The following is a 20773-nucleotide window of genomic DNA, read 5'->3' as shown; positions in this document are numbered from 1 at the left end:
AATCGTTGGGCGAAGTCGACACAGGAGTGGCTAATCCTCACTCCGTATGCCCGACCCTTACGAATTCAGCCGATAGTTCGGCGCTTCCTTCGTGATCTGGATGTCGTGCGGGTGCGCCTCGGTCACGCCGGCGCTGGTCACCTTCACGAACTGCGCCTTGTGACGCACGTCCTCGACGGTAGCTGTACCCAGGTAGCCCATGGACGCACGCAGACCACCGATCAGCTGATGGATGATGTTGTGCAGCGGGCCACGGTACGGCACGCGACCTTCGATACCTTCCGGCACGAGCTTGTCGGCGTCAGCCTCTTCCTGGAAGTACCGGTCCTTGGAACCCAGCGCCATCGCGCCCAGCGAACCCATGCCGCGATAGCTCTTGTACGAGCGGCCCTGGAACAGCTCCACGTCACCGGGCGACTCTTCCGTGCCGGCGAACATCGAGCCGAGCATCACGGTGGATGCACCAGCGGCGAGTGCCTTGGGGATATCGCCCGAGTAGCGGATGCCGCCATCAGCAATCAGCGGGATCTCGTCCTTCAGTGCGGTGGCTACGAGATCAATCGCGGTGATCTGCGGCACGCCCACGCCAGCGACGACGCGCGTCGTGCAGATCGAGCCGGGGCCTACGCCAACCTTGACGGCATCGACACCTGCATCGAGCAGCGCACGCGCCGCTTCACCCGTGACGATGTTGCCGGCAATCACCTGCACCTGCGGGTAGCGCTTCTTCACCCACGCCGCACGTTCGATCACACCCTGCGAATGACCATGGGCGGTATCGACCACCAGCACGTCGACGCCAGCCTCGATCAATGCTTCCACGCGCTGCTCGGTATCACCTCCGACGCCCACCGCGGCGCCAACGAGCAAACGCTCGAGGCGATCCTTGGCGGCGTTTGGGTTGTCGCGGGCCTTCTGGATGTCCTTGACGGTGATCAAGCCGCGTAGCTGATAGTCGTCATTGACCACCAGCACCTTTTCGATGCGGTGCTTGTGCAGCAGCTGCAGCACGTCGTCCTGGCTGGCGCCCTCACCCACAGTCACCAGCTTCTCCTGGCGCGTCATGATGTTGCGCACCGGGTCGTCATGCTTGCGCTCGAAGCGCAGATCGCGGCTGGTCACGATGCCCACCAGTTTCTCGCCATCCACCACCGGCACGCCGGAGATGTTGTGCGCACGCGTGAGCTGCAGCACTTCGCGGATCGAAGTGTTCGGACCGACGGTGATCGGACTGCGGATAACGCCGGCTTCGAATTTCTTCACCAGACGCACTTCGGCGGCCTGCTGCTCGGCGGTCATGTTCTTGTGAATGATGCCGATGCCGCCCTGCTGGGCCATGGTGATGGCGAGGCGGGCTTCGGTGACCGTGTCCATGGCGGCGGACACGATGGGGATGTTCAGGCGCAGGTTTCGGGTAAGCCGCGTGGAGGTGTCTACGTCACGTGGCAGAACGGCCGAATGGGCCGGAACGAGGTAAACATCGTCGTAGGTGAGAGCCTCGGCGAGGATGCGCATGCGAAAAGTCCCGCTGCAAAGAGAGGATTATACGCAGAACGCTGAGGGCTCGCCACACGCTGCATGAACGGTTTGTTGCCGCAGGCGCGACGATCGCCGCGCCAAAACGCGGCTTAGCTGCCTCGATGCAGAAGCGCGCGAGCTTCCGCCGCTTCCAGCGTATTTTCCAGCAACGTGGCTACCGTCATCGGTCCAACGCCACCCGGCACCGGGGTGATCCAACTTGCTCGTTCCGCCGCTGCGGCGAAATCCACGTCTCCCACCAGTCGTCCGTCTTCCAGGCGATTAATGCCCACGTCAACGACCACAGCACCGGGCTTGATCCATTCGCCCTTCACCAGGCCGGGCTTGCCGACGGCGACAATCACGATGTCGGCTTGGCGCACGAAGTGCTCAAGATCGCGTGTGAAGCGATGGCAGCAGGTGGTCGTGCAGCCGGCAATCAGCAACTCCAGTACGAGCGGGCGGCCCACATGGTTGGACACGCCCACCACCACCGCATGCTGCCCACGCACCGGACGATCGGTATGACCCAGCAATGTCATCACGCCACGCGGCGTGCATGGGCGCAAACCGAAACGACGTAGCGCCAAGCGCCCCACATTCACCGCCTGGAAACCATCCACGTCCTTGCCCGGATCTATGCGATCGACCAGAGCATCTTCGTCGATGTGATCGGGCAACGGCGACTGCACCAGGATGCCGTCTACGGCCGGATCGGCATTGAGTCGATCGATCAACGCGAACAGCTCTTCCTGCCTCGTGCTTGACGGCAGATCGAAATCGAAGGATCGGAAGCCGACCTGGTGGCAGGCCTTGCGTTTGTTGCGCACATACACCGAAGATGCTGCGTCATCACCCACCAGCACCACGGCCAGACCGGGTTCGTCCAGGCCCTTGGCCTTGCGCTCGGCGACACGCCGCCCGATCCGCTCCATGAGTTCCTGCGCGATGCGTTTGCCGTCGAGGATGCGTGCGGTCATGGTCGGGCCTGCCTGCAAAGAGACGTATTATCCCGGCTCACTCGTACGCACACAAACGGATCGAATGTTCACCGTCAAATACCTGCCAGCCTCTTTCGAACTCGTTGCCCCGGGACTGCGTCTGCGCTCCTGGCAACCGGCGCATGCCGAAGCGTTGTATGAGGCTGCCCGGGAATCGGTCGTGACGGTCGGTCGCTGGCTTCCCTGGTGCCATGAGGGCTACGCCTGGGAAGACGCGGTTGCCTGGATCGAGCATTGCCAATCCGGCTGGGTGCGTGGCGAACCCTATGCCTTCGGGATCTTCGATGAAGGCAACAAGCTGCTGGGAGGCGTGGGAATCAACCGGCTCGACCGCGAACACCGCAGTGCGAATCTCGGTTACTGGATACGCGAACAATCCCAAGGCAAGGGCGTGGCGCCGGCGGCCGTACGCGCCGCGGCCGCATTTGGCTTTGCCACCTTGGACCTGTTTCGCATCGAGATCGTCGTGGCGATCGACAACTTGGCAAGCCGCCGTTGCGCGGAAAAGACCGGCGCCCGCTTTGAAGGAATGGCACGCCATCGGCTGGTGGTCCGAGGGGCCCCGATGGATGCGGCGGTCTATGGCCTACTGCCCGGCGACCTCGCTTAGCCTGCCGCAGCGCAGAGCGCCGCAATGTCCTGATAGCCGGAAAACACGACGCCCTCGCCACAACCCGGGCAAGCGGCATCTCGCAGCAAGCGCGTCTCGCGAAAACGCATGACCAGCGCGTCGAAACCCAGCAAGCGCCCTACCAACGGTTCGCCGATGCCAAGGATCAACTTCAGCGCTTCCGCCGCCTGCAGTAGCCCCACGATGCCCGGCAAGACGCCCAGTACACCTGCTTCGCTGCAATTGGGTGCCTCGGCCGCCGAGGGCGGCTCGGGGAACAGGCAGCGATAACACGGCGAATCTTCGCGCCGCGGATCGAACACGCTGACCTGACCGGTAAAGCGTTCTACCGCGCCGTAGACCATCGGCATGCTCAAGCGCTGCGACGCGGCGGCTACCAAATAGCGAGCGGGGAAATTGTCGGCGCCGTCGATCACCAGGTCATGGCCGGCGAGCAGACGCTCCACGTTGTCTGCCTGCAGACGTTCGGTGCATGTCTCCACTCGCACGCGAGGATTGAGCGCGACCAGGGTCATGCGAGCAGACTCGGTCTTGGGCATGCCGACCCGGGCGTCTGCATGAATCACCTGGCGATGCAGGTTGGAACGTTCGACCCGATCATCGTCGATCAGCGTGAGCTGCCCCACGCCCGCAGCTGCGAGATAAAGCGCCGCCGGGGCGCCAAGGCCGCCCGCGCCAAGCATGGCCACTCGTGCCCCAGCCAACCTGGCCTGTCCCGCCTCGCCCACCTGTGGCAGCTGCAGTTGGCGCGCATAGCGCTCGGCCGCATCGCTATCCAATCCACCCTGCGTCACGGGCAGGCCTTCCGCTTTCCAGCGCTGGAAGCCGCCGGACACCGACATCACCTGGCTATAGCCCATGCGCTGCAGCGTCTCGGACGCAAGCAGTGATCGTTGCCCGCTCCCACACAGCAACAGGATAGGACGCTGCCGATCTGCCTCAACCTGCTCGATGCGCAGTTCCAGGAAGCTGCGCGACAACCCCACCGCGCCCGCCGGCGTGCCGCTGGCACGCTCGCCGTCTTCGCGCACGTCAATCAACAGACTGCCCTGGGCTTGTCGCACCAAGGCATCGGCCGGGGAAATCTCGGAAATGCTGGCGCGCAACGCGTCCAGCCAACGATCGCGGTCAAGGCTTGTCATTGGAGTAGCTTACGGCCGGAGCGACCAGCCATCCAAGAGCGCCATCCATGGAATCGCCGTTCTGCCGAAAACCAGAACGACGCGGATGCGTCCTTATTTGCGCTTCTTCATCTCGCGGATCATGCGCTGACGCTTGCGCTTTTGGCTGTCGGTAAGCACGTTCTTCTTGCCTGCGAACGGGTTCTCGCCATCGCGAAACGCAATGCGAACCGGCGTGCCTTCGAGCTTGTAGCGTTTACGGAAGAAGTTTTCCAGATAACGCCGGTAGGCCGGAGCGATGTGCTTGGTACGACTACCGTGGATGACGATGGTCGGCGGGTTGTTGCCGCCTGGGTGCGCAAAACGCAGCTTGGGCACGTGACCGCGCACCAGCGGTGGCTGGTAACCCTCGTAGGCCAGCTCCAGCGTCTTGGTGAGCTCGGACGAGCTGAGTTCCTTGGTCGCCGCGTGATGTGCTTGCACCACCGAGCGCATCAACTCGCGCAAGCCCGAGCCATGCAGTGCGGAGATAAATACGGTCTTGGCCCAATCCACAAAGACCAGACGGCGCTCGAGTGCACGCTGGCACTGATCGCGCTGGTACTGGTCCATGCCGTCCCACTTGTTGACGGCAATCACCAGCGCCCTGCCCTCGTCGACGGCGTGACCGATCAGGGTGAGATCCTGGTCGGCGAGGTTTTCGCGCGCATCGATCATCACCACCACCACCTGGGCAGCGGCCATGGACTGCAGCGTCTTGATGACGCTGAATTTCTCCACCGCCTCTTCCACGCGCGCTTTGCGGCGCACGCCGGCGGTATCGATTAGCGTGTAGCGCTTGCCGTCACGCTCCAGCGGCACGCGAATGGGATCGCGAGTGGTACCGGCCACACTGGAGACGATCAGGCGATCCTCGCCCAACAGTCGATTGATCAGCGTGGACTTGCCGGCATTCGGGCGACCGACGATGGCAACGCGAATGCTGCCATCCTCGCCAGCCTCGATCGCTTCCTCGTGGTCCTCGGGCAACAGCTTGATCGCTGCGTCCACCAGGTCCTCAGTACCACGGTTATGCGCGGCTGCCAGCGGCAACGTGTTGGCGATGCCGAACACGGTGAAATCCGCCATGGCGGTTTGCAAGTCGAGGCCATCGGTCTTGTTGACCGCGGCAATGATCTGCTTGCCGCTGCGACGCAGTTCGTCAAGGATGGTTCGATCCTGCGGCAGCAGGCCATCGCGCGCATCCACCACGAACACCAGCACGTTCGCCTCTTCGATGGCGAAGCGCACCTGCTGTGCGGTCAGCGCATCCATGCCTTCCTCAACACCGGACAGACCACCGGTATCGACCACCACGAACGGACGTGTACCGGTGCGGCACACGCCATAGTGGCGGTCTCGAGTGACACCCGGCATATCAGCCACCAGGGCATCACGACTGCGCGTCATTGCATTGAATAGGGTCGATTTACCGACATTGGGACGACCGACCAGGGCAACGACGGGCAACATGATGGACTACAACCTTTGCGCGGTTAGCGCGCGCCGAGACGATAAGCGCCGATGCGGCCCTTCACGTCTTCGACGTACACAATGTCACCCACCACTAGCGGCTGGGCGCGAATGGCTTTCTTGGACAGGCGCTCGCGCCCGGCCAGCGCGCCGTCACCGGTCTGCAGCCAATGCACGTAGCCTTCCAGGTCGCCCACGACGACGTAGTCGCCCTGCACGGCGGGACCGGTGAGCCAGCGATACTTGAGCGCGTCATTCTTCCACATGTCGGCGCCGCCGTTCTTGTCGAATGCCCACACCTGCGACTCATCGTTGACGCCATACAGCGCGTTGTTGTTGATGTCGATCGAGGTGAAGGTGGAGAACGGACGTGCCCACAACGGACGACCACTGGGGCCATCGACCGCTGCCAGATTGCCGTGATAGGCCGCACCGTACAGCGTGCTGCCCTGGAGCAGGATGGCGCCGTCGGCGTCGCTCAGGCGATCGATTTCGGTACGACCCTCACCACTGGCAAGCGCCTGTTCCCACAGCTTGTCACCGTTGTCCAGTCGCAACGCGACCAGCTTGCCGGCGTCGCTACCGTAGAACACCACACCGTTGGCAGCCAGCAGCGGACCGTTGCCGCGCAAGCTGAGCAGCGGCACGCTGTCCTGGTCATAAACCCAGCGGCGCTCGCCGGTGGTGCTATCAAAACCATACAGACGGCCATCCTGGGTGCGAGCGATGACCATGTTGTTGGCGATGACCGGCGCGGAGATCACTTCCGAGTTGACCACCGACTCCCAACGAGGACTGCCGTCCTTCGCGTTGATGCCGTAGATGTGGCCATCGAGCGTGCCGACCACCAGCAGGTCGCCGGATACCATCGGACCGCCAGCGTAAAGCGCATCGGCGCGCTTTTTGTCGCCCCAGCCGAACCAACCCTGCGTGCGCGAGCTCTTGGACCAAAGCGTCTTGCCGCTGGCCGCATCGAATGCAGCCAGCTTGCCGTCAGTGCTGGCGGCATAAAGCACACCATCGGCGAAAGCCGGGCGCAGGCGCACGCCGCTCTCGCCAGAGCCATCGCCCACGCTGTTGGTCCAGACGCGGGTGAGCTGGACGGTGGGCTTGAAATCCTTGCCCAGCGGCGTCGGCGGCTGGACGTTTTCCTTCTTGAACGAGTGGCAACCGGCAAGGGCCACCAACGAGGTCAGCGCCACGAGCCATACGCGCTTCATCGCACCGCGCTTCATCACTTCAGGTTTCATGCACCCTGCTTCCCGGCCACGGCCAGATCATCGATTTTCATCTGCACGCTCTGAGGCGCGTTCTCGCCCAGCGCCGCCTTGGCGGCTACATATGCCTTGCGGGCATCGTCCGGTCGCCCAAGCTTGACCAGCGTATCGCCACGTAGTTCCTGTGCCACGCCCTCATAGCTCTTCGGCGGCATGCGATCGAGCGCGGCGAGCGCATCGGCGCCCTTGCCCTGCGCCAGAAGCACCTGCGCCGTGCGCAACTGAGCCAGCGCCTTCAAGCCGGCATCGCCGGCATGGCTCTCGGCCCAGCTGAGGGAATCGAGGGCCTTGTCCAGCTGCTTGGCCTGCACCTGACGCTGTGCGCGATCGCTCGCGGCAAACATGGCGTAAGGGGTGTCGGTGTAATCCTTGAGCAACTGCTCGACGAGCGAGTCGGCACTGTCCGCTTTGCCCGCGGCCACTGCGACCTGAACCTGCTGGTAAAGATTGGCGGCATCGGCCTGGTGATCGGCTTTGTGCTTGTTCCACTGCTGCCAACCAAAGATACCGACGAGGCCGATAGCAATGCCGACGACGATGGACAGGCCGTTCTGGCGCAGCCACTGCTGTACGCGTTCGCTCTGTTCGTAATCGTCGTACGCTTCAAATGCCATGCAATCACCCTTGGGGAACCACACACCGAAGGCACTTGCGACGTGCCTGTGGTGGGGAAAAAGAAATCAGCCCGACTTGTCCGCTCGCTGCCGAGCGGACAATGGGCAAGCATAACCGATTGCGCCGGACCGCACAGGTCCGGCGTAGTGATCAGGCGCCGGCCGGAGCGGCCTTGCCGTCGCGCACTTCTATGCGGAAATGGGCGACATTGGAGCGACGATAGTTGTCGAGCGCCATCGGCTGGCCGTCCAACATCACCTGGGCGCCATTAGCGTTGCCGATACGCACTTCAAGCGGCTGGTCGCTGTGATAGGTCTTGGAGCTGCCAGCGGGCAGCAGACCGTATTCGAGACGCGAGCCATCCTTGGTGGTGACTTCCACCCAGCTGGCATCCTGCAGGCTCAGCACCAGGCTGTGCACACCATTGCCAGTGGCATCTGCAGCGGGTGCCGGCGATGGCGTTGCATGCGCAGCATCGTTGCCGAGATTCGGGAACGGAGCCATCGAAGCCATCAGCGGCTGCTGATCCTGCGGGCGAGCGGGCGGCGTGGCCGGCTGGCTTGCCGGGGCAGCAGCCATCGTGCTGGTTGCATCTGCACCACTGGCATCAGCAACTGAAGGCGCAGCAGCGGTGGCGGCGTTTGCCGGCGCATCCACTTGAGCCACTGGTGTGGCGTCGAGCGGCGCCAGGTGACTGACATCGCGATCAAGCGTTCCGCGCACGCCCAGCCAGATGGTGGGCACCACGATAGCGGCGGTCAGCACCACATAGGTTGCCGCACGCGCGTAGTTCTCGAGCAAATAGCGCGAATGTGAAATACCACCCGTGGCAACCAGGGTTGGCTGGCTGGGCTTGATGCGCTCCAGCTCCGCCTTCACCTCGGCTTCGTCGACACCCAGGTAACGGGCGTACTTGGTGAGATAGCCGCCAAGATAGACCTGATAGTCGATGCCGCCGTACTCGTTGTTCTCGACCTGGCGCAGCACCCGCGTCGGCAGGCGCAAGGCATGTGCACACGTTTCCACGTCCAGGCCGCGCGCCTCGCGCACTGCCCGCAGGCGTCCGCCCAGCCGGCCGGTGATCGTTTCCAACGAGGAGTGTTCCGTGTCCATGATGGCGTCGGGTGCGTCAGTAAAGGTGAATGCTCGGTTGCCGCTGTCGGCCGAATTTGACTGCTGATGTGTCATTGGCTTGCAGTTGCGTCGAGGGCGCGCGCCTGCTCCGAATCCGGGAACTGGCTTTGCAGTCGCCTACTGTAGTTGAGAGCAGCATCCTTGTTGCCCAACCGGGATTCAATGTCATGGCCAAGCTTGAGCGCCGCTGCACTCGGCTGGCCCAGCGCATCGAAACGCTGGATGAAGGCACGAGCACGGAACGCATCGTTCTGAAGATAAAGCACGTTGGCGAGCTGATACAACGCCTGGCCATTCTGCGGGTCGATCTCGATGGCCTTGCGGAAGTCCACTTCTGCACCCGCGAAATCACGGGTGCGCGACAGACAGGTGCCAGCGTTGGTCCAGGCCACGGTCGGCGTCTGGTAGAACGGATCGGCCACGGCCTTCTGGAAATACGGGGCGGCCTCGACCGTCTTGCCTTCCTTGTTGCACAGGAACCAACCGAGGTTGTTGTTGGTGTCGCCCTTGTCGGGAGCGAGCGCCACGGCCCTGCGGTAATGCAACTCGGCGTTGGGCAGATCGTTGATGCGCTCGTAGAGCACCGCGATCACCGTATGCGCCGGCACATAGTTGGGGTCGAACTGCAGCGCCCTGTTCAGCTTGACCATCGCGTCCTGCAGGTCACCGTTTTCCATGTACTGCTGACCGAGCTGGGTGTGGATGCGCGCACCATCCTCCTTCTGCTCGGCCTTGGTGGTATGCGGGATCTTGGTCGACACGCCACCGGCGTCGGTGGTCGTGGTGGTGACACAACCAGTCATCAGTGCGGCTACGCCGGCACTCAACAGAATCCGATCAAGCCGCATGACTCGCCCCTTCGTCCAGACGCTTTCGAAATTCGGCCTGGCGACGGGTGCGATCCAATACCTGCCCTTTGAGCTGGCCACATGCCGCGTCGATGTCGTCACCGCGGGTGCGGCGCAGCATGGTCAGCACGTTGGCATTGAGCAACTGGGTCTGGAAGGCGCGGATGGTTTCGGCGTCGGAGCGCTCGAAACGCGTGCCAGGAAAAGGATTGAACGGAATCAGGTTGACTTTGCACGTGGGCATGCGGCGCATCAGCTTGATCAGCTGGCGGGCGTGCTCGGGCTGGTCGTTGACACCCTTCATCAGGGTGTATTCGAAGGTGATCGAGGTGCGCGGCTTGCGATCCAGCCAGCGCTGGCAGGAAGCCATCAGCTCGGCGATCGGGTAGCGCTTGTTGAGCGGCACCAGTTCAGTGCGCAGCTCGTCGTTGGCGGCGTGCAGCGACACGGCCAGCGACACGTCGATGGTTTCCGACAGCTTGTCGATCATCGGCACCAGGCCGGCGGTCGACAGGGTGACGCGCTTGGCGGCCAGGCCGAAGCCCAGGTCGTCGCGCATCAGGCTCATGGCCTTGGTCACGTTGTCGAAGTTCAGCAGCGGCTCGCCCATGCCCATCATCACCACGTTGGTGATGCGGCGATTCTGGTGCGTGACGTTGCCGAGGTATTTGGCCGCCACCCACATCTGGCCGATGACTTCGGCCGTCGAGAGGTTGCGATTGAAGCCCTGCGTCGCGGTGGAGCAAAACGTGCAGTTGAGGCCGCAACCGACCTGCGAGGACACGCACAGCGTGCCGCGGGTCGGCTCCGGGATGTACACCGCCTCGATGGCGTTACCGCCATCCATGCCGAGCAGCCATTTGTGCGTGCCGTCGGCGGCGCCCTTGTCGAACAGGGTCTTCGGCGGGCCGACATAGCACGACGCTTCGAGCTTGGTTCGAAGCGCCTTGCCCACATCAGTCATGTTTTCGAAGTTGTCTTCCAGGCGGTGGTAGATCCACTTCATCACCTGCTCGGCGCGATACGGCTTCTCGCCAAGCTGCGCGAAGAAATCGCGCAAGCCCTGGCGATCGAAGTCGAGCAGGTTGACCTTCTCGGGTGGATTGACGACTACCTGGTTCACAACTTCATACCTCAACGCGAAAAGACTTCCGTCTCGGCGAAGAAGTACGCGATCTCGACCTTGGCCGTTTCGGCCGCGTCGGAACCATGTACTGCGTTCGCGTCGATGGAGTCGGCGAAGTCGGCGCGGATCGTGCCCGGCGCGGCGTCCTTCGGATTGGTGGCGCCCATCAGGTCACGATGCTTGAGGACGGCGTTCTCACCCTCGAGCGCCTGGACCATCACCGGACCAGAGATCATGAACTCGACCAGTGGCTTGAAGAACGGACGCTCGCGATGCACGGCATAGAAGCCTTCGGCCTCCGCGCGCGACAGGTGCTTCATCTTGGCGGCGACAACCTTCAGGCCGGCCTTTTCGAAGCGTGCATAGATTTCGCCGATCACGTTCTTGGCAACTGCGTCGGGTTTGATAATGGAAAGGGTGCGCTCCAGCGCCATGTGGGTCTGCTCCGGGAAAACTGGTATTTGAGTGGGCGGGCCGATCGTTACCGGCAAATTACGCCAAATCCGACGGGAATATGCGGATTTAGCTCACGAAAGTTTGACAGATTCTAACTGATACGCAAGCCAGGCGCAGGGCCGCCCCGGGACCCTCCAACGATCGTTTGACGGGTGCAAATCGACCCGCGTATGCTCAAACGATCGTTTGATTCTCAATTGAGGCCTACGGACCATGCCAGCATCCCAAGCCGTCCTGCCGACCAAGGAGCGCATCCTGGGTGCCGCGGAAGAGTTGTTTGCCCGGCACGGCTTTGAAGGCGCCTCCTTACGGCAGCTTACGGCAGCCGCCGGGGTCAACCTGGCTGCCGTGAACTACCACTTTGGCTCCAAGGACCGACTCATCGAAGAGGTGTTCCGACGCCGCCTCGACCAGCTGAACGGCCGCCGCATGGCCGCCCTGCAGGAAGTGGCCGGGGACGCAGGAACTACCGTCGAGGACGTGCTGGCCGCCTTCATCGTGCCTGCACTGGAACTTTCCCACGATGGCAGCGGTTCGCTGTTCATGCGCGTGCTGGCGCGCGCATTTGCCGAACACGACGACACCTTGCGCAAGTTCTTGTCGGACAACTACGGCCATGTCATGCGCCAGTTCACCGCTGAATTCGCCCGCCTGCTCCCCCATCTCAGCAAGGAGGAGCTGTATTGGCGCGTGGATCTGGTGACCGGCGCGCTGACCCATGCCATGTCCGGCTTCGGCATGATCCAGCGGAAAAGCGATGTGCCCGAACAGCAGCACCGTGAGCAAACCACTGCCCACCTGATCCGCTTTGCCGCCGCAGGCCTCAAGTCGCCCTGAATTCGTTGTACCCAACCTTCCCCGGCCGGCAACGGCCACCAGTCTTACCCCCAGTGTCTCGCACTACGGAGAAGCCAATGACTGCAACACCACTACGTATCCGCAAGGCAGCGGTACTCGGCGCCGGCGTCATGGGCGCGCAGATTGCTGCGCACCTGACCAATGCCGGTGTCGAAACCGTGCTGTTCGACCTTGCCGCCAAGGAAGGTCCCAAGAGCGGCATCGCCCTGAAGGCCATTGCCAATCTGCAGAAGCTGTCGCCGGCACCGCTGGCCGACAAGAACGTGGGCGCCGCGATCATCCCGGCGAACTACGACGAAGACCTGGACCACCTCAAGGACGTGGACCTGGTGATCGAGGCGATCGCCGAACGGATGGACTGGAAGCTTGATCTGTACAAGAAGATCGCTTCGCACCTGTCGCCGACCGCCGTAATCGCTTCCAACACATCGGGCCTGTCGATCAACGGCCTGGCCGAGGCGCTGCCGGAAGAAATGCGCCATCGCTTCAGCGGCGTGCACTTCTTCAACCCGCCGCGCTACATGCACCTGGTCGAGCTGATTCCGACCAAGCTCACCGACAAGAACGTGCTGGCAGGCCTCGAGGCATTCCTCACCACTGCGCTTGGCAAGGGCGTGGTTTACGCCAAGGACACCCCGAACTTCATCGGCAACCGCATCGGCGTGTTTTCGATGCTGGCCACGATGTATCACACCGAACAGTTCAAACTGGGCTTCGATACGGTGGATGCGCTGACCGGCCCGGCCGTGGGCCGTCCCAAGAGTGCGACCTACCGCACCGCCGACGTGGTCGGCCTGGACACCATGGCGCACGTCATCAAGACCATGGCCGACACACTGGCTGATGATCCGTGGCACCAGTACTTCCAGGCGCCGGTATGGCTGCAGGGCCTGATCGCCAAGGGCGCACTGGGCCAGAAGACCGGCGCGGGCTTCTATCGCAAGGCCGGCAAGGACATCGTGGTCATCGATGTCGCCAAGCAGGATTACCGCCCGTCCGAGCAGAAAGCTTCTGACGAGGTGTCCGCGATCCTCGCCATCAAGGATCCAGCCGAGAAGTTCGGCAAGCTGCGTGCGTCGGCTGACCCGCAGGCGCAGTTCCTCTGGGCCACCTTCCGCGACCTGTTCCACTACAGCGCCTATCACCTGGCCGACATCGCCGATACCGCACGCGACGTCGACTTCGCCATTCGCTGGGGCTACGGCTGGAAGCTCGGTCCGTTCGAGACCTGGCAGGCTGCCGGCTGGCAGCAGGTGGCGGGCTGGATCGCCGAGGACATCGCTGCAGGCAAGGCCATGAGCAAGGCGCCGCTGCCGGCGTGGGTCACCGACGGTCGCAATGGCGTGCACGGCAAGGAAGGTTCCTGGTCCGCCGCTGAAGGCAAGAACAAGCCGCGCTCGCAGCACCCGGTATACCAGCGCCAGCTGTTCCCCGATCCGATCCTGGGCGAGAAGTTCGACCAGGGCACCACGGTGTGGGAGAACGACGGTGTGCGCCTGTGGACGCTGGGCGACGACGGCGTGGGCATCATCTCGTTCAAGACCAAGATGAACACGGTCAACGACTATGTGCTCGATGGCGTGCAGCACGCCATCGGTGTGGCCGAAGAGAAACTCAAGGCCGTAGTGATCTGGCAGACCGGTGAGCCGTTCTCGGCCGGCGCCGATCTGAAAGGTGCCCTGGGCCTGCTGCAGGCCGGCAAGTTCGACGACTTTGACAAGATGGTCGCCAACTTCCAGCGCACCAGCATGACCATCAAGCACTCGCTGGTGCCGGTCGTTTCCGCCGTTCGCGGGCTCGCCCTCGGCGGCGGCTGCGAATTCCAGATGCATTCGGCACGCACCGTGGCAGCGCTGGAAAGCTATATCGGCCTGGTTGAAGCCGGCGTGGGCCTGCTGCCTGCCGGTGGCGGTCTGAAGGAACTCGCCGTTCGCGCCGCCAAGGCGAACCCAGAAGATCCGTTCGAGGCGCTGAAGAAGGTGTTTGAGACGATCGCCATGGCCAAGGTTTCGGGCAGCGCGATGGAAGCCAAGCAGTTGGGCCTGCTTCGCGACAGCGACTTGGTGGTGTTCAACGCCTACGAACTGCTGTACGTGGCCAAGAAGGTGGCGCTGTCGCTCGCTGAGAGTGGCTACCGTCCGCCGATGCCGGCTCGTGCCATCCCGGCCGCCGGTGACGTAGGTACCGCCACGTTCCAGGCCTCGCTCGCCAACCTGGCGGAAGGCTATTTCGCTTCTCCGCATGACGTGGCCATCGCCACGTGCATCGCGGACACGCTGTGCGGCGGCAAGATCGAGCGCGGTTCGCTGGTCGACGAGGAATGGCTGCTGGCGCTGGAGCGCAAGCACTTCGTGGAGCTGGCCAAGACCGAGAAGACCCAGGCCCGCATCGCGCACACCATGACTACGGGTAAGCCGCTGAGGAACTAAACGACTCCACAGCTCGTCGTCCCCGCGAAGGCGGGGATCCAGCGACTTAAAGACACTGGATTCCCGCCTTCGCGGGAATGACGAGCAAAGAGCCGGAACTCGCCATGGCTCGTCACTATCCAGTTCGAGTGACGATCAAAAAACCAATAGCGTCGCTGCGAACCGCGCGACGCCACGGAGCAAAACCATGACCAAGCAAGTGCAAGACGCCTATATCGTCGCCGCCACCCGCACCCCGGTCGGCAAGGCGCCGCGCGGCGTGTTCCGCAACACCCGTCCCGACGACATGCTCGCCCACGTCATCCGCGCCGTGATGGCGCAGGCGCCGGGCATCGACCCGCATCGCATCGAAGACGTGATCATCGGCTGCGCCATGCCGGAAGCCGAGCAAGGCATGAACGTGGCACGCATCGGCGCGTTATTGGCCGGCCTGCCGTACACCGTGCCGGGCGTCACCATCAACCGCTTCTGCTCGTCGGGCGTGCAGGCCATCGCGATGGCCGCTGACCGCATCCAGGTCGGCGTCGCCGACCTGATGATCGCCGGCGGCACCGAGAGCATGAGCATGGTGCCGATGATGGGCCACAAAATAGCGATGAACCCCGCCATCTTCGCCAACGACGAAGACCGCGCCATCGCCTACGGCATGGGCATCACCGCTGAGAAAGTGGCCGAGCAGTGGAAGGTCACGCGCGAGCAGCAGGACGCCTTCGCGGTGGAAAGCCATCGTCGCGCGCTGGCCGCCATCGCTGCCGGTGAGTTCAAGGAAGAAATCACGCCGTTCCAGCTCGACGACCGCTACCCCAACCTGGCCACGCGCGGCATCATCACCGATAGCCGCCTGATCGACACCGACGAAGGTCCTCGCGCTGGCACCACCATGGACGTGCTCGGCAAGCTGCGCACGGTGTTCCGCAACGACAAGTTCGGCGGCAGCGTGACCGCCGGCAACTCCTCGCAAATGTCCGACGGCGCTGGCGCGCTGCTGATCGCCAGTGAGAAGGCCATCAAGGAGTTCAACCTCACGCCGATCGCGCGCTATGTGGGCTTCTCCGTCGCCGGCGTGAAGCCGGAAGTGATGGGCATCGGTCCGAAGGAAGCGATTCCGAAGGCGCTCAAGCAGACCGGCATCAAGCAGGACCAGTTGGACTGGATCGAGCTCAACGAAGCCTTCGCCGCACAGGCGCTGGCTGTCATCGGCGACCTCGGCCTCGACCCGAGCAAGGTCAACCCGTTGGGCGGCGCCATTGCGCTGGGCCACCCGCTGGGCGCCACCGGTGCGATCCGCGCCGCCACGCTGATCCACGGCATGCGCCGTCGCAAACAGAAGTACGGCATGGTGACCATGTGCATCGGCACCGGCATGGGTGCAGCGGGCGTGTTCGAAGCGCTCTGATAGCCATACCTTCGTAAGGCCGAACGGCGCCGTAGCGATACGGCGCCGTTTCCTTTTGCGCAGACAGAACGACCACCTGAAGCCTTGCGGCGAGCCGCGCTACAATCGGTGGTCGCGATCACGCCTAGCCACCACCCAGCACCCCCATGCGCAATCCCCTGCAGGAACAACTACTCAAGGCCGGCCTGGCGAAGAAGAGCAAGGTCGACCAGGTGGCCCGCGAACAGGCCAAGCAGCGTCAAGGCAAGGCGGCGACGCCCCCCGAGGACAAAGTTGACGCACAGCGACTGCAAGCTGAGCGTGCAGAACGTGATCGAGCGCTGGCCGCCGAACGCAATGCGCAAGCCCGCACCCATGAACTGAACGCGCAGATCAAGCAGATCATCGAAGCCAACAGGATCAAGCGCGAAGGCGAGATCAGCTATCGCTTCACCGACGGCGACAAGATGCAGAATGTGCTCGTCAATGAGACGCTGCGCGCGCAGCTGGCCAAGGGCGCCCTGGTGATCGTCCGTGCCGGACAGGGCTACGAATTGCTGCCCCGCGTCGCCGCGGACAAAATTCGCGCCCGTGACGAAACGGTCATCGTGCTCGATCACGGTCTCACCCCTTCGAACCCGGCTGAAAGCGACGACGATGAGTACTACAAGCAGTTTCAGGTGCCGGACGATCTGACCTGGTAATCAACCCGTCTGACAGCTCGCAATGCCCTGCAAAACGGGCGCATCGCACTCGAACGCCTGCGCAAGAAACGGAGTGTCCGCACCGACGTCGCTGACTAGATTGATCCCACGATATCCACGTTGGGAGGCAATCCATGAACCGGTCCGAGACAAACGCAAAGCTGGCTGCCGCCACATTGAGTGATCCGCGCTGGGCGCGTGTAATGGCCCACGACGCGGCAGCGGATGGCCATTTCTACTACTCGGTGAAAACGACAGGCGTGTATTGCCGGCCGTCCTGCGCCGCGCGCCCTGCCCGCCCAGAAAACGTGATGTTCCATAAGACAGGCGATGACGCCGAGCGTGCTGGATTTCGGCCTTGCAAGCGCTGCAAGCCGGACCAGACGATGCCACGGGTCAACGAAACCGCTGAGCATCTGACATTTGCCCTGGGCATGTGTTCGCTGGGCGCGCTATTGGTGGCCCGCAATGGCCTGGGCGTTTGCGCTGTCCTGCTTGGCGACTCCCGCGCGGAGCTCGTGAATGACTTGCGACAGCGCTTTCCGCGAGCCGCGATGATCGAGGGCGACCACCGGGCGACGCGGTTGCTGGGCCAGGTAGCAACCATCATCGAATCGCCTGCAAAAACGATCGACCTGCCGCTCGACACGCGAGGAACGGATTTCCAAAAGCGTGTGTGGCAGGCGCTGCGTGACATTCCTGCCGGTTCGACAGCCAGCTATGCCGACATCGCCCATCGCATTGGTGCGCCACACTCAATGCGGGCGGTGGCGCAGGCGTGCGCCGCAAACCGCCTTGCGGTGATCATCCCTTGTCATCGCGTCGTGCGCAGTGACGGTGGGCTGTCGGGCTATCGATGGGGCGTCGAACGCAAGCGCGAGTTGCTGCAGCGGGAGGCACGCGCATGAGTGCTCAGCTGATGCAAATGGCGTTATCCGACGATGTCGACGAGCGCCTCCGAACCGTGAACTGGCCGCGCCTAACGGAAGAACTCCATGCGCAAGGAAGCGCCATGATCGCCGGCCTGTTGCCTCCGGAACTCTGCCGCGCCGTGGTCGGGCTCTACGCGCAGGACACGCTGTTTCGAAGCCGCGTGGTCATGGGTCGCCATGGCTTCGGCCGCGGTGAATACAAGTACTTCCGTTATCCATTGCCTGATCTCGTGGCACGGCTTCGCACCGGCATCTATCCACATCTCGTTCCACTGGCCAATCACTGGAACGAGAGCATGGGCATCGATGTGCGCTATCCACCGATGCATGCGGAATTTCTTGCGCGCTGCCACGCCGCGGAGCAACTTCGACCGACGCCGTTGCTGCTGCAGTACGGCCCCGGCGACTACAACTGTCTGCATCAGGATCTGTATGGCGAGCACGTCTTTCCTCTGCAAGTGGCGATTCTGTTGTCAGAACCAGGGCACGATTTCACCGGCGGGGAATTTGTGCTGACCGAGCAGCGTCCGCGGATGCAATCGCGGCCGGAAGTCGTGCCACTACAGCAAGGCGATGCCGTGGTTTTTGCCGTGCACCATCGCCCCGTACAGGGAACGCGCGGCACGTATCGGGTGAATCTGCGGCATGGCGTCAGCCGGGTGCACTCGGGACAGCGCCACACGTTGGGCATCATTTTCCACGATGCGCAATGAAACAGCGGCCCGCACGGCCGAGGTGATTCCCCACCCGGGAATCCTTTAGGATGATCGCTTTCGCCGGTACGTCCGCGCATCCACCGCGGCGTTCTGGCGCCGCTCCGCCTCCGACAGGACCGTGCCGACGATGAAGAACCGCGAAGCCCCCCTAGGGCAAGCCAATCCGGAACATCACCTGCAGAGAAACCTGCACAACCGACATCTGCAGCTGATCGCCATCGGCGGCGCCATCGGCACCGGCTTGTTCATGGGCTCGGGCAAGACCATCAGCCTGGCGGGTCCGTCGGTGATCTTCACCTACGCCATCATCGGAAGCATGTTGTTCTTCTTGATGCGGGCGATGGGCGAGCTGTTGCTCTCCAATCTGAATTACAAATCCTTCGTCGACTTCAACTACGACCTGCTCGGCCCCTGCGCCGGTTTCTTCACTGGCTGGACCTACTGGTTCTGCTGGGTGGTGACCGGAATCGCCGACGTGGTGGCCATTACCGGCTACATCCACTTCTGGGCTCCCGGCGTGCCGCTATGGCTGCCCGGCACCTCGTGCATTCTTCTGCTGCTGGGGTTGAACCTGCTGACGGTGAAGATGTTCGGTGAATTGGAATTCTGGTTCGCCCTGGTGAAGATTATTGCCATCGTCTCGTTGATCGCGATCGGCGCGGTGCTTATCGCTGTCGGTTTCACTTCGCCCACCGGTGCCAAGGCCGCGGTGTCCAACCTTTGGGCTTACGGCGGCTGGTTTCCGCATGGTGGCGCGGGCTTCCTGGCGGCCTTCCAGATCGCGGTGTTCGCGTTCGTCGGCATCGAGCTGGTCGGCACCACGTCGGCGGAGGCGAAGGACCCGGAGCGGACTCTGCCCAAGGCGATCAACTCGATTCCGATTCGCGTGATCGTGTTCTATATCCTGGCGCTGCTGGTGATCATGACGGTGACGCCGTGGAACCAGGTCGCGCCTGACAAGAGCCCATTCGTCAACCTGTTCATGCTGATTGGCGTGCCGATCGCAGCAAGTCTGATCAATTTCGTGGTGCTGACTTCTGCTGCTTCATCCGCCAACAGCGGCATCTATTCCACTGGACGCATGCTTTACGGCCTCTCCGCCGGCAAGCTGGGGCCGCGTCCGTTCGCCAAGCTGAGCAACAACAATGTGCCGGCCAACGGCCTGGCCTATTCCTGTGCGCTGCTATTCGTCGGTGTGCTCCTGCTCTACCAGCAAGGCGACATCATGACGGCGTTCACCATCGTGACCACCATCTCCAGCATCTGCTTCATCTTCGTGTGGTCGCTGATCCTGATTGCCTATATGCGCTACCGCAAACTGCATCCTGAGCGGCATGAGCGATCGATCTTCAAGATGCCCGGCGGCGTACTGATGTGCTGGGTAGTGCTGGCGTTCTTCGTGTTCGTGCTGGCGGTTTTCACGCAGAAGGCCGACACGTTGACTGGCCTGATGTATGCGCCGATCTGGTTCGTCTGCCTGGGCTTGTGTTATCCGTTCTATCGCAAGCAGGCCATCGAACACCGCAAGCACACGCACTGACGGCGACCATGCCCGGGCCACTGCATCCGTGGCCCGGGTCCTGCCGATCAGAGCAGGTGCTCAGCGCAGAAACGAAAAAAGAGGCCGAAGCCTCTTTTTTATGTGACCCGCGAACTCAGGAAGGTTCGCGTATCAAAATTTTGGAGCGGGAAACGAGACTCGAACTCGCGACCCCGACCTTGGCAAGGTCGTGCTCTACCAACTGAGCTATTCCCGCATCGGAGTCGCGCATTGTAATGGCTAATCGGCAGCCGTCAAGCGTCTGTCATGAACGGATTCAGCCATCGTCGCGGGGCAAAGTGTGGCCGGCCCCGTCCCCGCGCAGGCTCGGCCAGGCGGCGCGCAGGTAGTAAAGGCCCGACCAGATGGTGAGGATGCCGGCGATCACCAGCAGCGCCTCGCCGATGTGGTAAAGCCGCAGCGCCTCGGCGCTTTTTTCGTGCTGAACGATCAGCACCACCAGGGCCACCATCTGCATCACGGTCTTGAGCTTGCCGATGAAGGCCACTCTCACCGTGGAACGCATGCCGATTTCGGCCATCCATTCACGCAGCGCCGAGACGCTGATCTCACGTCCCACGATGATGGCCGCCGTGACCGCCATCAGGATGCCGGGCCAGCCGCCACGATGCGTTTCCACCAGCAGAAACAGGGTGACGGCCACCATCAGCTTGTCGGCAACCGGGTCCAGGAAAGCACCAAAAGCCGAGGTGAGATTCATGCGGCGCGCGAGATAGCCATCGAGCCAGTCCGTGATGGCGGCCAACACGAACACAATGGCCGCGGTGATGTTGTGCCCCGGAAACTGCCAATAGAAAACCACCACCATGACCGGCAACAGCAGTACGCGGAACAGGGTGAGCCAGGTTGGCAGGTTGATGTGCATAAATCCTTTCCGGGTTAACGCGTTCGACGGAGCGGTAGCGGCTTGGCCGGATGACGACCGACATGTCCGTCATCCCGGCGAAGGCCGGAATCCA

General features: G+C 62.8%; 19 protein-coding genes and 1 tRNA gene. 8 read left to right on the top strand and 12 right to left on the bottom strand.

Features of this window, described 5'->3' with window-relative positions:
- Nucleotides 1-57 precede the first annotated feature (57 nt).
- Both guaB and folD read right to left on the bottom strand, forming a co-directional pair.
- On the bottom strand, nt 58-1515 hold the full coding sequence (guaB, locus tag AC3CBN_RS13705) for an IMP dehydrogenase (protein WP_488633566.1): 1458 nt from the start codon (nt 1513-1515) through the stop codon (nt 58-60).
- 113 nt (nt 1516-1628) lie between these two features.
- A complete protein-coding gene (folD, locus tag AC3CBN_RS13700; protein ID WP_488633565.1) occupies nt 1629-2498 on the bottom strand; it encodes a bifunctional methylenetetrahydrofolate dehydrogenase/methenyltetrahydrofolate cyclohydrolase FolD in 870 nt (289 codons plus the stop codon).
- A 64-nt stretch (nt 2499-2562) separates the two neighbouring features.
- On the opposite strand from folD, the gene AC3CBN_RS13695 reads away from it, so the two are divergent.
- Nucleotides 2563-3129, top strand: coding sequence for a GNAT family N-acetyltransferase (locus AC3CBN_RS13695; RefSeq protein ID WP_488633564.1), 567 nt, complete (start codon nt 2563-2565; stop codon nt 3127-3129).
- Here AC3CBN_RS13695 and moeB read toward each other — a convergent pair.
- The 8 genes from moeB to ndk form a co-directional block, all read right to left on the bottom strand.
- Entirely contained in the window at nt 3126-4292 is a 1167-nt protein-coding gene (gene moeB, locus AC3CBN_RS13690) for a molybdopterin-synthase adenylyltransferase MoeB (protein WP_488633563.1), read from the bottom strand. The two genes, AC3CBN_RS13695 and moeB, sit on opposite strands and share 4 nt — an antisense overlap.
- Before the next feature lie 93 nt (nt 4293-4385).
- Entirely contained in the window at nt 4386-5783 is a 1398-nt protein-coding gene (gene der, locus AC3CBN_RS13685; RefSeq protein WP_488633562.1) for a ribosome biogenesis GTPase Der, read from the bottom strand.
- A 23-nt stretch (nt 5784-5806) separates the two neighbouring features.
- Nucleotides 5807-7033 (bottom strand): outer membrane protein assembly factor BamB, encoded by a 1227-nt coding sequence (gene bamB / locus AC3CBN_RS13680; protein WP_488633561.1) that lies wholly within the window; start codon nt 7031-7033, stop codon nt 5807-5809.
- Complete coding sequence (locus AC3CBN_RS13675; RefSeq protein WP_488633560.1) at nt 7030-7674, bottom strand: YfgM family protein; 645 nt, start codon at nt 7672-7674, stop codon at nt 7030-7032. Before AC3CBN_RS13675 ends, bamB begins: the two co-directional genes overlap by 4 nt.
- Nucleotides 7675-7825: 151 nt before the next feature.
- Nucleotides 7826-8788, bottom strand: a complete 963-nt coding sequence (locus AC3CBN_RS13670; RefSeq protein WP_488633559.1) for a RodZ domain-containing protein — start codon at nt 8786-8788, stop codon at nt 7826-7828.
- Nucleotides 8789-8859: 71 nt separating this feature from the next.
- Nucleotides 8860-9657, bottom strand: a complete 798-nt coding sequence (gene pilW / locus AC3CBN_RS13665; RefSeq protein ID WP_488633558.1) for a type IV pilus biogenesis/stability protein PilW — start codon at nt 9655-9657, stop codon at nt 8860-8862.
- A complete protein-coding gene (gene rlmN / locus AC3CBN_RS13660) occupies nt 9647-10780 on the bottom strand; it encodes a dual-specificity RNA methyltransferase RlmN (protein ID WP_488633557.1) in 1134 nt (377 codons plus the stop codon). The genes pilW and rlmN overlap by 11 nt, the downstream gene beginning before the upstream one ends.
- A gap of 11 nt (nt 10781-10791) precedes the next feature.
- Complete coding sequence (ndk, locus tag AC3CBN_RS13655) at nt 10792-11217, bottom strand: nucleoside-diphosphate kinase (RefSeq protein WP_488633556.1); 426 nt, start codon at nt 11215-11217, stop codon at nt 10792-10794.
- A gap of 235 nt (nt 11218-11452) precedes the next feature.
- Between ndk and AC3CBN_RS13650 the strand changes: the two genes are divergently transcribed.
- The 7 genes from AC3CBN_RS13650 to cycA all read left to right on the top strand — a co-directional run bounded on the left by AC3CBN_RS13650 (nt 11453) and on the right by cycA (nt 19793).
- Entirely contained in the window at nt 11453-12076 is a 624-nt protein-coding gene (locus AC3CBN_RS13650; RefSeq protein WP_488633555.1) for a TetR/AcrR family transcriptional regulator, read from the top strand.
- A gap of 77 nt (nt 12077-12153) precedes the next feature.
- A complete protein-coding gene (locus tag AC3CBN_RS13645; RefSeq protein ID WP_488633554.1) occupies nt 12154-14526 on the top strand; it encodes a 3-hydroxyacyl-CoA dehydrogenase/enoyl-CoA hydratase family protein in 2373 nt (790 codons plus the stop codon).
- A gap of 187 nt (nt 14527-14713) precedes the next feature.
- Nucleotides 14714-15922 (top strand): acetyl-CoA C-acyltransferase, encoded by a 1209-nt coding sequence (locus AC3CBN_RS13640; protein ID WP_488633553.1) that lies wholly within the window; start codon nt 14714-14716, stop codon nt 15920-15922.
- A gap of 146 nt (nt 15923-16068) precedes the next feature.
- Nucleotides 16069-16605: a DUF2058 domain-containing protein gene (locus AC3CBN_RS13635; RefSeq protein WP_488633552.1), complete on the top strand. Its 537-nt coding sequence runs from the start codon at nt 16069-16071 to the stop codon at nt 16603-16605.
- Nucleotides 16606-16739: 134 nt separating this feature from the next.
- Nucleotides 16740-17513 (top strand): methylated-DNA--[protein]-cysteine S-methyltransferase, encoded by a 774-nt coding sequence (locus AC3CBN_RS13630; RefSeq protein ID WP_488633551.1) that lies wholly within the window; start codon nt 16740-16742, stop codon nt 17511-17513.
- Nucleotides 17510-18250, top strand: a complete 741-nt coding sequence (locus AC3CBN_RS13625) for a 2OG-Fe(II) oxygenase (RefSeq protein ID WP_488633550.1) — start codon at nt 17510-17512, stop codon at nt 18248-18250. Before AC3CBN_RS13630 ends, AC3CBN_RS13625 begins: the two co-directional genes overlap by 4 nt.
- 130 nt (nt 18251-18380) lie before the next feature.
- Nucleotides 18381-19793 (top strand): D-serine/D-alanine/glycine transporter, encoded by a 1413-nt coding sequence (cycA, locus tag AC3CBN_RS13620; RefSeq protein WP_488633549.1) that lies wholly within the window; start codon nt 18381-18383, stop codon nt 19791-19793.
- Between the two features lie 141 nt (nt 19794-19934).
- On the opposite strand, the gene AC3CBN_RS13615 is transcribed toward cycA, so the two are convergent.
- Nucleotides 19935-20010, bottom strand: a tRNA-Gly gene (locus AC3CBN_RS13615).
- Nucleotides 20011-20070: 60 nt separating this feature from the next.
- Nucleotides 20071-20679, bottom strand: coding sequence for a CDP-diacylglycerol--glycerol-3-phosphate 3-phosphatidyltransferase (pgsA, locus tag AC3CBN_RS13610; protein WP_488633548.1), 609 nt, complete (start codon nt 20677-20679; stop codon nt 20071-20073).
- Between the last annotated feature and the right edge of the window lie 94 nt (nt 20680-20773).

This window comes from Dyella sp. OK584 (assembly GCF_057787755.1).
The sequence above is the reverse complement of the archived record's forward strand: the minus strand, read 5'-3'. Positions and strand labels throughout refer to the sequence as shown.